General features: G+C 50.8%; 16 protein-coding genes. 15 read left to right on the top strand and 1 reads right to left on the bottom strand.

Features of this window, described 5'->3' with window-relative positions; all coding sequences use genetic code 11:
- Positions 1–61: 61 nt before the first annotated feature.
- The 15 genes from cysK (at position 62) to lysS (ending at position 15,880) form a co-directional block, all read left to right on the top strand.
- The gene (gene cysK, locus EIZ37_RS13785; protein WP_134685196.1) at positions 62–994 is read left to right on the top strand and encodes a cysteine synthase A; all 933 of its coding nucleotides are present in this window, start codon (positions 62–64) and stop codon (positions 992–994) included.
- 195 nt (positions 995–1,189) lie between these two features.
- Positions 1,190–2,701, top strand: coding sequence for an anthranilate synthase component I family protein (locus EIZ37_RS13780; protein WP_407921143.1), 1,512 nt, complete (start codon positions 1,190–1,192; stop codon positions 2,699–2,701).
- Complete coding sequence (gene pabA / locus EIZ37_RS13775; RefSeq protein WP_134685194.1) at positions 2,698–3,282, top strand: aminodeoxychorismate/anthranilate synthase component II; 585 nt, start codon at positions 2,698–2,700, stop codon at positions 3,280–3,282. Before EIZ37_RS13780 ends, pabA begins: the two co-directional genes overlap by 4 nt.
- A gap of 298 nt (positions 3,283–3,580) precedes the next feature.
- Positions 3,581–6,769, top strand: coding sequence for an EAL domain-containing protein (locus tag EIZ37_RS13770; RefSeq protein WP_167568861.1), 3,189 nt, complete (start codon positions 3,581–3,583; stop codon positions 6,767–6,769).
- Positions 6,770–6,976: 207 nt separating this feature from the next.
- The gene (locus EIZ37_RS13765; protein WP_134685192.1) at positions 6,977–8,617 is read left to right on the top strand and encodes a PhoX family protein; all 1,641 of its coding nucleotides are present in this window, start codon (positions 6,977–6,979) and stop codon (positions 8,615–8,617) included.
- A gap of 21 nt (positions 8,618–8,638) precedes the next feature.
- Positions 8,639–8,845 (top strand): twin-arginine translocase TatA/TatE family subunit, encoded by a 207-nt coding sequence (gene tatA, locus EIZ37_RS13760; RefSeq protein WP_134685191.1) that lies wholly within the window; start codon positions 8,639–8,641, stop codon positions 8,843–8,845.
- Between the two features lie 99 nt (positions 8,846–8,944).
- Entirely contained in the window at positions 8,945–9,667 is a 723-nt protein-coding gene (tatC, locus tag EIZ37_RS13755; protein ID WP_205683835.1) for a twin-arginine translocase subunit TatC, read from the top strand.
- Between the two features lie 50 nt (positions 9,668–9,717).
- Complete coding sequence (gene pabC, locus EIZ37_RS13750; RefSeq protein WP_134685383.1) at positions 9,718–10,557, top strand: aminodeoxychorismate lyase; 840 nt, start codon at positions 9,718–9,720, stop codon at positions 10,555–10,557.
- Between the two features lie 57 nt (positions 10,558–10,614).
- Positions 10,615–11,457, top strand: a complete 843-nt coding sequence (gene folP / locus EIZ37_RS13745) for a dihydropteroate synthase (protein WP_134685189.1) — start codon at positions 10,615–10,617, stop codon at positions 11,455–11,457.
- Complete coding sequence (gene folB / locus EIZ37_RS13740) at positions 11,457–11,825, top strand: dihydroneopterin aldolase (protein WP_134685188.1); 369 nt, start codon at positions 11,457–11,459, stop codon at positions 11,823–11,825. Before folP ends, folB begins: the two co-directional genes overlap by 1 nt.
- Entirely contained in the window at positions 11,826–12,350 is a 525-nt protein-coding gene (folK, locus tag EIZ37_RS13735) for a 2-amino-4-hydroxy-6-hydroxymethyldihydropteridine diphosphokinase (RefSeq protein WP_134685187.1), read from the top strand.
- Positions 12,302–12,514, top strand: coding sequence for a helix-turn-helix domain-containing protein (locus EIZ37_RS13730; RefSeq protein WP_134685186.1), 213 nt, complete (start codon positions 12,302–12,304; stop codon positions 12,512–12,514). Before folK ends, EIZ37_RS13730 begins: the two co-directional genes overlap by 49 nt.
- A gap of 46 nt (positions 12,515–12,560) precedes the next feature.
- The gene (gene dusB / locus EIZ37_RS13725) at positions 12,561–13,589 is read left to right on the top strand and encodes a tRNA dihydrouridine synthase DusB (RefSeq protein ID WP_134685185.1); all 1,029 of its coding nucleotides are present in this window, start codon (positions 12,561–12,563) and stop codon (positions 13,587–13,589) included.
- A gap of 203 nt (positions 13,590–13,792) precedes the next feature.
- Positions 13,793–14,269, top strand: a complete 477-nt coding sequence (greA, locus tag EIZ37_RS13720) for a transcription elongation factor GreA (RefSeq protein WP_134685184.1) — start codon at positions 13,793–13,795, stop codon at positions 14,267–14,269.
- A 93-nt stretch (positions 14,270–14,362) separates the two neighbouring features.
- Complete coding sequence (gene lysS, locus EIZ37_RS13715) at positions 14,363–15,880, top strand: lysine--tRNA ligase (RefSeq protein ID WP_134685183.1); 1,518 nt, start codon at positions 14,363–14,365, stop codon at positions 15,878–15,880.
- Between the two features lie 159 nt (positions 15,881–16,039).
- Here the strand turns inward: lysS and EIZ37_RS26230 are convergent.
- The coding region (locus EIZ37_RS26230) for a hypothetical protein (protein ID WP_205683831.1) at positions 16,040–16,224 on the bottom strand (185 nt) is incomplete at its 5' end.

Here is a 16,224-nt window from a genome sequence, read left to right as displayed (position 1 = left end):
GCTCTGTTATAATACCCTTAAAAACCGAGTATTTTACTCGGTTATACAGGAGGCGGAATAGATGGCACGTGTAGCGAATTCCATTGCAGAATTGATCGGTTCGACGCCATTGGTGAAATTGAACCGCGTAACAGACGAAAACAGTGCGGACATTTATCTGAAGCTGGAGTTCTTTAACCCCGGCAGCAGCGTGAAAGACCGGATTGCACTGTCCATGATCGAAGCCGCAGAAAAAGAAGGCAAGCTGAAGGCAGGCGATACGATCATCGAGCCAACCAGCGGTAACACAGGGATTGGTCTGGCAATGGTGGCGGCAGCAAAAGGCTATCGTGCCATTTTGGTAATGCCGGAGACGATGAGTATCGAGCGCCGCAATCTGCTTCGCGCTTATGGAGCAGAGCTGGTATTGACTCCGGGTACGGAAGGCATGAAAGGTGCGATTCGCCGTGCGGAAGAGCTCGCGAGCGAACACGGCTACTTCCTGCCGCAGCAATTCCAAAACCCGGCCAACCCGCAAATTCACCGGGAAACAACCGGAAAAGAGCTGCTCGAGCAAGCAAAAGAACTGGGCGGCATCGATGCGTTCATCGCAGGTGTCGGTACAGGCGGTACCATCACAGGAGCGGGTCAGGTATTGAAAGAAGCCTATCCAAACATCTCCATTGTAGCGGTTGAACCTGCCTCCTCGCCTGTATTGTCCGGCGGAAAACCGGGTCCAAACCGTATCCAAGGAATTGGCGCGGGCTTTGTTCCGGATATTTTGGATACGCAAATTTATGACAAAATCATTCAGGTGGAAGTGGAAGACGCGTTTGCGGTAGCTCGTCGCGTCGCCCGTGAAGAAGGCATCCTCGGCGGCATTTCTTCCGGAGCCGCAGTTCACGCGGCATTGCAGGTGGCGAAAGAGCTTGGCAAAGGCAAGAAGGTCGTTGCGGTCATTCCAAGTAATGGCGAACGCTACCTGTCCACACCGCTTTACCAATTCGAAGACTAATGGAAAAAGAGACAGGGCCATGAAGCCGTACAAGACGGGCTTCATGGCCTTTTCTTGGTGAACAGGAATGTATAAAATTCTTATCCGCATAAGTGCGACTAATGCTCGGCAAAAAGCTTGGCGAAGCAAAGTTTTCTAATGGTATACTGGAGCAGCATATGAATTTGCGAAGTAACGACGGAGTGTGAGAACTTGATCCTATATTCTTATGAACAATTGCTGTCCTTTTCGTCGGGATATCCGTATGTGCCAGCAGCGATCCGTTTCCCTTGGGGGGAGGGGATCGACCCGTTTGTGGTATTGCAGGAGCTTCACCCGTCTTTGGAGGGGGCTGTCATCCTGGAGAGCGGACGGGCTGGCCGTTTTACATTTATCGGACTCACGCCTTTGGCTTGGATCAAAAGCAAACAAGGCGTGACCCAAATTCGCCGTACCCATCAGGACGAGGTGACGTTCCAGGGAGAAAACCCTCTGCACGTGCTGCGAAGCTTTATGGCGGCCTATCGTACCCCGCATATTCCGGACTTGCCCGATTTTTACGGCGGTGCTGTCGGATATCTAAGCTACGATATGAATCGATTTTTTGAGCCGACGCTTCCGGATCTTTCCAGGGACGACTTACAGCTCCCAGATTTGTATGTTATGATGATGCAAGACGTGATTGCGTTTGATCATGTGTCCCGAGAATGTTACTGTCTTACCCTGATTCCAGCGGCTGAGTTATCGCCGTCTGCTTACCAGCAGGCATTGGAGCGTCTTGGCAACTATGCTGCGTCGATTCAGAACAGCAAGGCTCCTGTCGATCCGGTTGACTGGGAGGAGCTTCGTCACAGGCCGCTTGAAGCAGCCGTACCAGCGGATGTATCGTTTGCCCAAGCAGAGTTTGAGCAGGCTGTACGCCAGGTGCAGCGCTATATCGCGCAGGGGGACGTGTTCCAGGTCAATCTGTCGGTCCGGCAGAGCAAACCGCTGCAAGTGCCCGCACACGAGATTTACACGGTGCTGCGCAAGCTGAATCCATCTCCGTATATGGGTTACCTGCACTTTCCCGAGTTCCAGCTGGTCAGCGCCTCACCCGAGCTGCTGATCAAGGTGAAGGACGGAGAAGTGAGCACTCGTCCGATCGCGGGCACCAGACCACGTGGGCGGGATGAAGCGGAGGATGCGCGACTGGCCCAGGAGCTGATCGACAATGAGAAGGAGCGGGCCGAGCATGTCATGCTGGTCGACCTGGAGCGCAATGATCTTGGCCGCGTATGCCGTCCTGGCAGCGTCGAGGTCAGTGAATTCATGGTGGTGGAGAAATACTCCCATGTGATGCACATCGTCTCCCATGTCAGAGGTCAGCTGGCGGAGGACAAGGATGCTTTTGATGCCGTGGAAGCTGCGTTTCCCGGTGGAACGATCACCGGGGCGCCAAAAGTGCGGACGATGGAGATCATCGAAGAGCTGGAGCCCGTCAAACGCGGCGTCTATACCGGATCGATCGGCTGGTTCGGCAGTAATGGCGAGCTGGAGTTGAATATCGCCATCCGTACGCTGGTGGCAAAAGACGGGGTCGCTCACGTGCAGGCAGGAGCAGGGATCGTGATTGATTCACAGCCTGAGGCAGAATACCTCGAGTCGCTGAAAAAAGCGGAAGCGTTGTGGAAAGCATTAGAGTTGAGTGAGAAGAGGAAGAAGAGCAGAGAGGAGATTAGTACATGATTATCATGATCGACAATTATGACTCGTTTACGTACAATCTGGTTCAATATGTGGGGGAATTGGGCGAAGAGCTGCAGGTCTATCGGAATGACAAGATTACCATCGCGCAGATCGAGCAGCTGGCTCCCGATTATCTGATGATTTCGCCGGGACCATGCACGCCAAATGAAGCGGGGATCAGCATGGAAGTCATCCGCTATTTTGCCGGCAAGATTCCGATTCTGGGCGTATGCTTGGGACATCAATCCATCGGCCAAGTATTCGGCGGAAAGGTGATCCGTGCAGAGCGATTGATGCACGGGAAGACATCGCCGGTCTATCACGATGGACGAACCATTTTTCAGGATATCCCTTCGCCTTTTACAGCAGCGCGTTATCATTCGCTGCTTGTGGAAGAAAGCTCGCTGCCGGACGAATTGGAAATCACGGCAAGGACGGCGGAAGGAGAAATCATGGCGGTGCGGCACCGTCAGTACGCCGTCGAAGGAGTGCAGTTCCACCCCGAGTCGATCATTACCCAGCATGGCAAGCAGCTGCTGCGTAATTTTCTGTCCTACTATGCGAAAACCGGAACGGCATAAGCGTGTCAATGACAGAGGCCACTCATTTCAAATGGGTGGCTTTTTTAGTCGATCAGAATTTATAAAATTCTCATCGACATAAGAATAACTAAGCTCAGCCAAAGACTTGGCGTAGCCAAGTTTTTTTAAATCTGTTTGACGTTAGGTAGCCGCCTACCGCCATGTATGCACAATATTTTATAAATTGAAGCAGGATCAGATTTTCTTCATCTTTTTCTTGTCTAGTTGTCAATTTTTCCATATATTACTTTGTGGAACGATTATGATTTTGACCTTTTGGCGGAAGGGGCAAAAAACTTTGGATATTTCTTTGGGAGTGGTCAAACTCCCTTTGATCGCGCTTTCTCTTTTTCTCATTGTGTTGACGATCTATACGGTCATTGATATAAGCGGTCGATTGCTCGGGACAAATTCCAGATCGGCGAGATTCCTGTGGTATATCGGCGGTACCTTGACCGGGGGGACGGGCATCGCGACCCATCATTTTATCGGTTTTCTTGCCTATCATACGGGATCTCCCCAACAGTACGATCTCAAGATGGTCGCAGGGTCACTGTTCATTTCCTACCTCACCACGAGCTCGATTCTACTGAGTGTGTTATTGCCGCTCTCGCGAACAAAAAGAATACTCCTGGGGAGCAGTGCTGCAGCTTTGGGATACACATTTGCCCATATTCTCGCCATGAAGACGGTAGACGCTGCCATGCGAGTGACTTCCCTTCATTTGGCGCTATGGCTGGGGAGCTGTGTTGCCATTGCGTTTGTATGCTTGCATTTTATGCTGTATCAGACGAATGAAACGCTTTATGTCAGTGTGCGAAAAAAGGCGTTGGGATCATTGCTCGTTGGCATTGCGATCACCGTCCAGCAATTCATCGAGTGGGAAACGGGTATGCTGCCCACATCTCATGGCCAGCTGGAAGCCAATGCTGCCGGTACGATTGGGCAAAACGAATTTCTCGAAGTAGCGAGCGGCATTACGGTCATGATCCTTATTCTGAATTTACTGTCAGCCTACATGGATCGCCGGCGTGCAGTCCGGATTGCGCGGTATAAAAATACGCAGTATGAATCGTTATTCCAGCATAATCCCAATCTTGTCAGCCTGTTCGATTTGGAGGGACGCTTGCTCAGCGCCAATCCGGCTCTGGAGGCGATCACAGGGTTCCGTCTGGAAGAATTGCAATACCGCTCTTACAAAGAGATGATCTTTTCCGAATATGCAGATCTGATTGAAGACAAGCTTCACCAGATCAAGAGCGGGGACACGATCCGGTTTGAATTGTCCACCCGTCATAAGCAGGGGCATCGCCTCGAGCTCGATGTGACCAGCGTGCCAGTCATTATTGATGAACAAGTATCCGCGATATATGCCATCGCGGAGGATATCACGGTTCGCAAACAGATCGAGGAAGCGCTGCGGCAAAGCGAAGCGAAGTATAAATTCATCGCCGAAAATATGAGCGATTTGATCTGCATTTATGGAATCAATGGAGGCATTCAATATGCATCTCCGTCCCATATGAGCATTTTGCAGTTGCCTGTTGAAGCCTATATTGATAACAATGTGAAACAATTCATTCATCCCGACGATTTGGGCGTGGTCCTCGAATCACATCAACTGCTGGTCCAGACAAAAAAGCCGCAGCAATATGAATTTCGCATCAAGCGGGGCGATGGGGAATGGATCCTGCTGGAGGCAAAAGCCATTCCGATCTTGGAAGCGAATGATCAGATAGCAAATGTCGCGGTCATCGCGCGTGACGTCACCAAGCGCAAGCAGGCGGAGCGGCAGCTGGAGGAGAGCGAGCAGCGCTATCGGTCGCTGTTTGCCCATAATCCGGATGCGGTCTTCTCCATCGATGCCCGCGGGATGGTGACCAGTATCAATCCCGCCGTGCAAACCATCCTCGGATACAATCCCGGCGATATCATAGACAAGCCTTTCTATTCCTTTATCAGCGAGGAGGAGCAGCTCAAGACCCTGCGTTACCTGAGATGGGTACGAAAGGGCGCGACGCAGAACTTTGAGGTAAAGGTCACGCACAAAGATGGGCATCTGGTCATGCTCCATGTGAATCTCGTACCAATCATCATTGATGAAGCGACCGTCGGCTATTTTGGTATCGCCAAGGATGTGACGGAGCGCAGACGGGCAGAAGAAACCATTCATCATCTGGCCTTCCACGATGCTTTAACGGATTTGCCCAATCGCCGGCTGTTCAAAGAGCGGCTTGCGGCACAGCTGCAAAAGGGACAATCCACCGGAAAGCAGCTGTGTGTCATGTTTCTGGATCTGGACCGATTCAAAATCATGAATGATACGCTCGGCCATGATGTGGGCGACCGGCTGCTCGTCCGGGTAGCGCAAGACCTGCAGGAAATCTTGCGCAGCGAGGATACACTGGCCCGGATGGGGGGAGATGAATTCACCATCCTGCTCCCCGAGATCGATGGCGAAGAGACGGCTGTGAAAGTCGCGGAGGATATCCTGCAAGTGTTCGCCAAGCCTTTTGCCATTGGGGAGCATCATCTGCATATCACGACCAGTATCGGGATCGCCATTACCCCCAAAGACGGGACGGACGTCGATACACTCATGAAAAATGCCGATATGGCAATGTATCGTGCAAAGGAACAGGGGAAAAACAGGTATCAGCTGTTTGCGGATGTGGGACAGGCAGGCGGCATATCGGCGTTGATGCTGGAAAATCAGCTTCATCAAGCGCTCGAGCACGATCAATTTGTCCTTCACTATCAACCGCAAGTGGATACGAAGACAGGAAGCATCATCGGGATGGAAGCGTTGATTCGCTGGGAGCATCCGGAGCTCGGTCTGCTGACGCCAAAAGCTTTCATCCAATTGGCCGAGGAGACAGGCATGATCCTGGACATCAACAAATGGGCTTTGCGTGAGGCCTGTCGGCAATGCAGCGTCTGGCGTAAATCGTTTCATCCGGCTTTACGCATTGCAGTGAATCTGGCTACGCGGAATTTCCAGCAGAATGATTTTGAAAAACAAGTCGAAGAGATTCTCCAGGAGACGGAGCTCCCGGCGGAGGCGCTTGTACTGGAAATCAAAGAGAGCACGGCGATGGTCGATGCCAAATTGGTGATGCAAAAGCTGAAGACGTTAAAACGACTGGGCGTCCAGATCTCCATCGATGACTTTGGGACGGGCTTCTCCTCGTTGAGCTTGCTGCGCAAATACCCGATTGATCTGTTAAAGATCGACGCATCGTTTGTGCGAGAGCTCACGGTCAGCCCAGACAGCGAGGCGATCGTGCAGGCCATTATCAGCTTGGCCAACAGCCTGAAGCGCGAGGTCATGGCGGAAGGAGTGGAGACCAGCAAGCAGCTGGAACTGCTGGAGGAGCTGGGGTGCTCACAGGCACAGGGCTATTTGTTCAGCCATCCATTACCGGGTGAAGCGGCAGAGCAATTATTAAGCGAGGTCCCATCAGGTTGGGGACGCATACACATCTGAAAAAGCAGTGGGCAGGGAGCCAAGCAGGTAAGCGCGGCCACCCTGCTCTTTTTTTGCATTTACACAGTGTTTACAAACGATGGGAACCATTTACAAACTCTTAAACCTGTGTTAACCATGACGAAACCGGGCTCACCTACAATAAGACTGAGCGGACTTGTCCGTATATTTCCATTCTTCCATCAATTTTAAGGAGCGATGTCAATCATGGAAGTAAATCGTCGACAGTTTTTGACGTATTTGGGAGCGGGTACAGCAGCCCTTGCTTCTTTGGCTACCGGTATTCCAGCTTTGGCAAAAGGGGAAACGATCTCCGGGAAGACAGCCGATCATCTGTTTGGTTTGGATACCACTCCGAAAAAATTCAACCCGAAGTTTTCTCCGATTCAACCAAGCACAAAAGACGATGTAATCTTGCCGGACGGATACCGCTATGATGTAGTCGCGGTCTATGGTGACAAAATCAACTCCGCAGGGGATACATTCGGCTTCAATGCCGACTTTAACTGCTTCCTGCCGATTGATGGAAATCCGAATCATGGCCTGCTCTGGACCAACCATGAATATCTCGGTGAACTGGAATATTACGTTACCGGGTATGACGTGCTCAACGCCGCAGAAGAAAATAAACGTACGCCTGAACAAATCGAGAAATATTTGTACGCGTTGGGCGGATCGGTTATCGAGATCAAAAAGGAAAACGGCAAATGGAAGCTGGTGTCCGATTCCAAATACGGCCGCCGTGTAAGCGGACTGACCAAGCATGAATTGACAGGACCCGCCAAATCGATTGCCAAAGAAGTCATCGGTACATTCGCCAATTGCTCAGGCGGTGTCACGATGTGGAATACGATCCTTTCCTGTGAAGAAAACTATATGGATGTAGTAGAAGATTGCAAGCTGCAAGAAGCGAATCACTATGGTTGGGTCATTGAGGTGGATCCATTCGATCCGAAATCGACACCGAAAAAACATACCGCGCTAGGGCGTTTTTCCCATGAAAACACAGCGATGGTCATCGCTTCCACCGGACAGCTGGTCGTGTATATGGGTGACGACGCCAACGACCAGTATGTGTACAAATACGTGTCCAACGGCAAGTATGATCCAAGCGCTGGAAAAGCAAACAGCAAGCTTTTGGAAGAAGGCACGCTGTATGTAGCCAACTTTAGCAAAGGCAAGTGGGTAGCCCTTGATTTGGCGAAAAACGAAGCGTTGCAAAAGGCTGTCGATGCAGACAAAAAGCCGCTGTTCCAAACACAGGCAGATGTGCTGGTGAACTGCCGTGAAGCTGCAAAAGCAGCAGGTGCGACCGCGATGGACCGTCCGGAAGACGTAGAGGTTCATCCGATCGATGGCTCTATCTTCATCTCCATGACCAACAACTCCAAGCATGGCAACTTCTACGGACAGATTGTGCGTATGTTTGAAAGCAATGACAACCATGCAGGCACTGATTTTACCTTTGAAATTTTTGCGACAGGCGGACCGCAAAGCGGATTTGCTGCTCCGGACAATATGGCTTTTGACAGCGCGGGGAACCTCTGGGTGGTTACCGATATTTCCTCCAGCTCGATGAACACGGGCATCTACAAAAGCTTCGGTAACAATGGGGTGTTCTTTGTTCCGACCAGCGGCTCTAACAAAGGACAAGTGGAGCAGTTTGCCTCTGCCCCTGTTGGCGCGGAGATGACTGGCCCTTGGTTTACGCCGGATGAGACCACGCTTTTCCTGTCGGTACAGCATCCCGGTGAAAACCTGCAGGCTTATGACAAGCCAACCAGCCACTGGCCAAAAGGCGGAAGCTCGGTCGCATTGCCTGGCGTCATTGCAGTAACAGGCTTCTAATCGTAAGGGAGTGTAGGCAGCATGCTATCGAGCATCGGGATTCCAGGATTGATTCTAATCTTGATTATTGCGCTGGTCATTTTTGGACCAAGCAAATTGCCGGAGATTGGGCGGGCATTTGGTCGAACCTTGACGGAGTTTAAAACGGCTGCGAAAGAGTTGACCAAAGACGATGAGGAGTCTCCAGCTCCTTCGGCTCCTTCTGCACCGGCAAAGAAAGAGACATAAGGTAGTGCGACTTCGCACTGCCTTTTTTCACGACGGCATGCCAGGTATGGAGAGCCATGATTTAAAGAAACAGGAGTTGTTCTGGGTGTGAAACAAAAAATGAATGTGCTGGACCATCTCGCGGATATGCGCAAGCGTTTGCTGATTACCTTCTTTACGTTTGTCATCAGTCTGATTCTCTGTTTTTTATATGTCGACAAGATTCATGACTTTCTGGCAAATGATGCAGACGAAGCGCTAACGATCCTGGGACCTACGGATATTTTGTCGATTTATATGAAGCTATCCGGTATCGGGGCGATTACGTTGACGATTCCTGTAGCTGCTTATCAGATCTGGCGGTTTGTCGAGCCGGCTTTGACCGAGCGTGAACGGCGCATCACCCTGATGTATATTCCCGCCACCTTTTTTCTGTTTATCTTGGGGATCTGCTTCTCTTACTTTGTCTTGTTTCCCATGATGTATGATTTTGTGCTGGGCCTTTCGCACGGGAATTTCAACATCCAAATCACGGCGAATGACTATTTTACCTTTATGCTTAATATGTGTCTGCCCTTTGGGCTGCTCTTTGAGCTTCCGGTGGCGGTCCTGTTTCTCAGTCACCTGGGTATTGTCAATCCGCAGCGTTTAGCCAAAATGCGCAAGCCTGCCTACTTTCTGCTGGCCCTGATTTCCATCACGATTACCCCGCCGGATCTGGTCTCGGACATTGTGGTGATCATTCCGCTGCTCGCTCTGTATGAAATCAGCATCACCATTTCCAGAGTGGTGCACCGCAAGCGCATTGCGAAGGAGGAAGCGGGGACTGCCATGATTGGATAACGGTATGGTATCATCTTTCTCATGAAGACGTGAGAAGTCGGGTGAGCGAGATGTTACTCTATATCAATGGAGAAATTGTTTCTGAAGAAAACGCAGTGGTATCCGTCATGGATCATGGCTTTCTTTACGGTGTGGGCCTCTTTGAGACGGTCCGTATCTATGACGGTAAGCTGTTTTTATGGAAGGAGCACGTTGCCCGGCTAATGGCCGGGCTTTCGGCGTTGCATATCACCCACGATTGGACTGCTGATTTTTTGGCGGAAGCGGTCTTACATACCGTGCAGGCGAATGGGCTTCAGGATGCGTATGTCAGGCTCAATGTGACAGGGGGTGCAGAAGGGGTCGGGTTGATCGCTGGCCCCTACACAAAGCCATCCCTCTTTATTTTTGTAAAGCCGGTTGCTCCGATCCCCGCACACCCATCCGCCAAGCGGCTACAAACGGTAAGCATCCCGCGCCAGACGCCAGAAGGACAGCGACGCTACAAGTCCCATAATTTCCTGAATAATGTCCTCGCCAAGCAGGAAGCGGGACCCGATTTGCAGGTGGAGGGGCTTTTGCTGACACGGGAAGGATATGTAGCGGAAGGGGTGGTCAGCAATGTGTTTTGGGTGCGTGATCACATCTTGTATACACCATCCACAGCAGCGGGCATTTTGGAGGGTGTGACAAGAGGCTTTGTCCTCACGCTGGCACGGCAGCTGGGCATCCCATGGCAGGAGGGGCTGTATCCATTGGATCAGCTGTATGGCGCAGACGAGGTCTTTGTGACGAACTCCATCCAGGAGATTGTCCCTGTCTCGCAAATCGATGGAAACATGCTGCCGACCGCTTATGGAGCAGTAACCAAGAGGCTGCGCGAAGCATATCGCGATGCAGTCGCCCTGTAGAATTTCCGGCAAAAAATATGGTATGCTATCGACAATATGCAATGGGGAACGGAGACGATGGAAGTGGCCATAACAACAAGACGACAGCTCGTCTGTCGGGATCTGACGCTGCCGATTGGTGAACGCACCCTGATCATGGGGATTTTGAATGTTACACCGGATTCCTTCTCGGACGGTGGCCGTTACGTCGATCTCGATCAGGCAGTGGCACATGCACGGGAGCTGGTCGCCGCAGGAGCGGATATCCTGGACATCGGCGGGGAGTCGACACGGCCAGGTTCTGCACCCGTCGAGGCAGCGGAGGAGCTGGATCGGGTGATTCCGGTCATCCGCGCCCTGGCAGGGGAGTGCAAGGTGCCTTTGTCGATTGACACATACAAAGCAGAGGTGGCGGATCGGGCAATCGAGGCTGGCGCCCATATCATCAATGACGTGTGGGGGGCGAAAAAAGATCCCCGCATGGCAGAGGTAGCAGCCAAATGGGACGTTCCGATCATCCTGATGCACAATCGGGACAATATGGACTATGCCGATTTTTACACGGACTTCTTGCATGACCTGCACGAATCGGTGAAGATCGCACAGGATGCCGGTGTGAAGGAAGACAAGATCATTCTGGATCCAGGCATCGGATTTGCAAAAACGTTGGATCAAAATCTGGAGACGATGCGCCGGTTGGACGAACTGGTCGCCCTCGGCTATCCGGTGCTGCTTGCGACCTCACGCAAGTCGATGATCGGCAAAGTATTGGATCTGCCGGTTGATCAGCGCGTAGAAGGGACTGCAGCGACAGTCGCGCTTGGCATCGAACGCGGCTGTCATATGGTGCGGGTCCATGATGTGAAGGAAATGAAACGGGTTGCCAAAATGATGGATGCGATGCTGAGGGGGACGTATTGATGGACAAGATTTATTTTCAGCGGATGTCCTTCTATGGCTACCATGGGGTTTTTCCGGCAGAGGCACAGCTCGGTCAGCGGTTTTATGTTGATCTGGAGCTGTCTCTCGATCTGTCGCGGGCGGCACGGTCCGACGATCTCCACGATACCGTCAATTATGCCGACGTGTACGCATTGGTGAAAGAGATCGTCGAGGGAGAGCGGTTCAAACTGGTGGAAGCCTTGACCGGTCGGATCGCGGAGCAATTGTTGAGCCAATTTCCTTTTGCCGAAGTCAAGGTGAAGGTAACCAAACCAGATCCGCCGATTCATGGCCATTATGACGGCGTCGCTATTGAGATGGTTAGAAAAAGAGAGGGACATGCGTAAATGACGGTGCTTTGCTACCTGGCTCTGGGCTCTAATGTCGGAGCGAGAGAACAATATTTGCGAGAGGCCATCCAAGCTCTCACGGCAACACCTGGCATCAGATTGATCGCCGTATCCAAGGTATACGAGACCGATCCGGTTGGGTATGTGGACCAGGATGCCTTTTTGAACATGGCCATCGCGATTGAGACCGAGCTATCGCCCACGGAGCTGCTTGAGCACGCGCTGTCGGTTGAGCAAACGTTGGGACGGGTCCGCCTGATTCGCTGGGGCCCTCGTGTGATCGACATCGACATTATTTTGTATGGCAATGAACAGATCGATTTGCCAAATTTGCAGATCCCACATCCGGCCATGAAGGAGCGGGCTTTTGTGCTTGTGCCTCTCCGTGATGTGTGGCAAGGCGGTACGTTTCTCGATACAGAGAGTATGGAAGAATATATCCATCGGACGGGAGACGAAAAGGGGGTACGTATATGGGGGACACTCGACTTGGATACCGGATCCGCTCCTACCGAAAGCTAAAGGGACACACCCAACAGTCTCTCGCGGATGAGATGGGGGTATCGCTGAACTTCGTTGGTTCGCTGGAGCGGGGGACAAAAACGCCGACCGAGTCGGTGCTGCGCAAGATCGCCAGCACTTTACAGGTTGATTATGAGGAATTATGTGCTATAACTAATAAGTGATTTTTTAAGAATAACTTCACGGCCTCGCAAAGGAGGGTAACAATAGATGAAAATCGGTAACATTGAATTGAAGAACAACGTGGTCCTGGCTCCGATGGCGGGCGTGTGCAACCCTGCTTTTCGCCTGATTGCCAAAGAGTTTGGGACTGGTCTGGTCTGTGCGGAAATGGTAAGCGACAAAGGTATTGTGCACGGGAATAAAAAGACGATGGATATGCTGTTTGTCGACGAGCGTGAAAAGCCGTTGAGCCTGCAGATTTTTGGCGGTGACAAGGAGACGCTTGTCGAAGCGGCGAAACACGTCGACAAATATACCAATGCGGATATTATCGATATCAACATGGGCTGCCCGGTTCCGAAAATTACGAGCTGTGATGCAGGGGCGCGTCTGCTGCTTGATCCCGACAAAATCTATGAAGTGGTGTCAAGCGTAGTGGATGCTGTCGATAAGCCGGTTACGGTTAAAATGCGTTTGGGTTGGGACGAGGAGCATCTGTATGCCATCGAAAATGCCCAAGCGGTCGAACGTGCAGGTGCAAAAGCCATTGCCGTTCACGGTCGTACCCGTGTGCAAATGTACAAGGGCAAAGCAGACTGGAACTGGATTGGCAAAGTGAAACAAGCGGTCAACATTCCGGTCATCGGAAATGGTGACGTTGCTTCGCCGGAAGACGCGCGCCGCATGCTGGATATGACAGGCTGCGATGGTGTCATGATCGGCCGTGCTGCTTTGGGCAATCCTTGGATGCTTTACCGTACCGTGCAATACCTTACAAAGGGTGAGCTGGCGCCTGAACCGTCCGCTCGCGAAAAAATGGAGATCTGCCAGCTGCACGCAGAACGCCTGGTGTCGCTCAAAGGCGAAAGAGTGGGCGTATTGGAAATGCGCAAACATGCGGCTTGGTACCTGAAAGGACTGCCAGGCTCCACCTATACGAAAAATCTGATCAACAGCGTGGAAACAATGGATGGCTTGCGCCGTGCGTTGATTGAATACGTGGATTGGGTGGAAAATCGTCCTGAGGATGCCGAAGACATGCCTGATACAGATCAGCTGGAAGCGGTCAGCTACTAGTTGTATCCAGACATTGACAACTATATCTTCATATCCTATAATGCTCAGTATTATCGCAATGAAGCTGCCAGGTTTTCTGGCAGCTTTACCTATGATTCATGCTGACACCGTACGCACCTATTGTATAATAAGACCAAAAACTACATATAATCCTTTGTACTTTTGTACGGGTTAGGAATTTATTGTAACGGGGGAATTAAGCGATGTCCGAAAAAGAGGTTATTCTCACACCAGAAGGTCTTGCGAAACTGGAGCAAGAGCTTGAAGATTTGAAAACGGTTAAACGCAAAGAAGTAGCCGCTCGCATTAAAGAAGCGATCAGCTATGGCGATATCAGCGAGAACTCCGAATACGAAGAAGCGAAAAATGAGCAGGCTTTCATTGAAGGCCGCATTCTTACACTCGAAAAAATGCTGCGCAATGCGCGGATCATCACCAACGAGGACGTAGATACCGGCGTAGTAAGCGTTGGCTCCACAGTTCGACTGAAAGATTTGGAGTTTGGGGATATCGTCGATTACACGATCGTAGGTTCAGCGGAATCCGATCCGATGAACAACAAGATCTCCAACGAATCTCCTGTAGGCCAGGCATTGCTCGGCAAGGCAAAAGGTGCTACTGTAGACGTACATGTACCTGCAGGTGTGATTCAATACGAAATTCTCGAGATCAAACTCTAAGCGAAACAATCAAGGCGTACCTGCTCACAAGGTACGCCATATCGTTATTTTGAATCCGATTATTGCAGGCAGTTGCAAGGAGTGGAAAAGCAGATGACAAGAGAAGAAGATCTTCAAGTGGAAGAACAACAGCAGGGACTCCACGAGCTATTGCAGGTTCGTCATGACAAAATGGACCAGCTGCGTGAATGGAGCATCGATCCATTCGGGCAGAAGTTCGAACAGACTCATTTTGCGCAACAATTGATCGACCTGTATGCGGAAAAATCGAAAGAAGAGCTGGAAGCTGGCGAGCATGTAGTCACGCTGGCAGGCCGGATCATGGCAAAGCGGGAAATGGGTAAAGCCAGTTTTGCGCAATTGCTGGATCGTACCGCGCAAATTCAGATATACGTTCGTCAGGATGCAGTGGGCGAAGAAAAATACAAGGTATTTGAGTTGAGCGATATCGGGGACATCATTGGGGTTACCGGTGTCATGTTCAAAACCAAAACCGGCGAATTGAGCGTAAAAGTGAAGGAGTTTACCTTCCTGACCAAGTCGCTCCGTCCGCTGCCGGAAAAATATCATGGCCTGAAAGACGTGGAAACGCGTTACCGCAAGCGCTATGTAGACCTGATCGTGAACCCGGAAGTGCGCAACACCTTTATCACGCGCAGCCGGATTTTGACCTCGATGCGTCGCTACTTTGACAGCCTCGGCTTCCTCGAAGTAGAGACACCAACCATGCATACGATTGCTGGTGGAGCTTCTGCCCGCCCGTTCATTACGCATCACAATGCGTTGGACATGCAGTTGTATATGCGGATCGCCATCGAGCTTCACCTGAAACGCCTGATTGTCGGCGGTTTGGAGAAAGTGTACGAAATTGGCCGCGTATATCGCAATGAAGGGATTTCTACGCGTCACAACCCTGAGTTCACCATGCTTGAATTGTATCAGGCATACGCTGACTTTGAAGATATCATGAAACTGACGGAGAACGTGGTTGCTCATATTGCCCAAGAGGTACTGGGTACGACGAAAATCAAGTATCAAGGTCATGATGTCGATCTGACTCCTGCGTGGAGACGAGTACACATGGTTGATCTGGTGAAAGAGCATGTGGGCGTAGACTTCTGGAAAGAGATGAGCGACGACGAGGCTCGTGCGCTTGCGAAAGAGCATGGTGTTTCTGTAGAGCCTCATCATACGTATGGACATGTAGTGAACGAATTCTTCGAGCAAAAAATCGAACATCTGCTGATTCAGCCTACTTTTGTGTACGGCCATCCAGTAGCGATTTCTCCGCTTGCGAAGAAAAACGAGAAAGATCCTCGATTTACGGATCGCTTCGAACTGTTCATCGTGGCTCGTGAGCATGCAAACGCATTTACGGAGCTGAACGATCCAATTGATCAGCGCCAACGCTTTGAGGCGCAATTGTTGGAAAAAGCAGCCGGAAATGATGAGGCGCATGAGATGGATGAAGACTTTATCGAAGCGCTTGAATACGGTATGCCTCCAACAGGTGGCTTGGGTATCGGTATTGACCGTTTGGTTATGCTGCTGACAGATGCTCCTTCGATTCGTGATGTATTGCTGTTCCCGCATATGCGTGAGCGTTCCTAATAAGTGAAGGGAAGGTGCCGATCTTGGCGCCTTCTTTTTTCTTCTTGAAACGATCTGATGACAGTGTTATAGTAATGAACGTTGATCTTATTCAACGGTTTAATCAGAAATTACCTGTTGCCAAGATTCTTGGTATGTGGTAGATTAATAAAGTCGCTGTTAACCAAATAAAATGTGTTGACAGCCACGAAGCTCTTTGTTATTATATAAGAGTTGTTGAAAAGAAGCTCCTTGAAAACTGAACAGCGAAAGCGTTGAAACGAACCAATCAATTCTTTGTTTCAAATAAGCCAAGCTTAAAGATTGAGCAACGATTAAACACCAATTTATTGGAGAGTTTGATC

This window comes from Brevibacillus migulae, from assembly GCF_004521915.1.
GTDB classification, from domain to species: domain Bacteria; phylum Bacillota; class Bacilli; order Brevibacillales; family Brevibacillaceae; genus Brevibacillus_F; species Brevibacillus_F migulae.
This window is presented reverse-complemented; position numbering and strand designations above follow the sequence as displayed.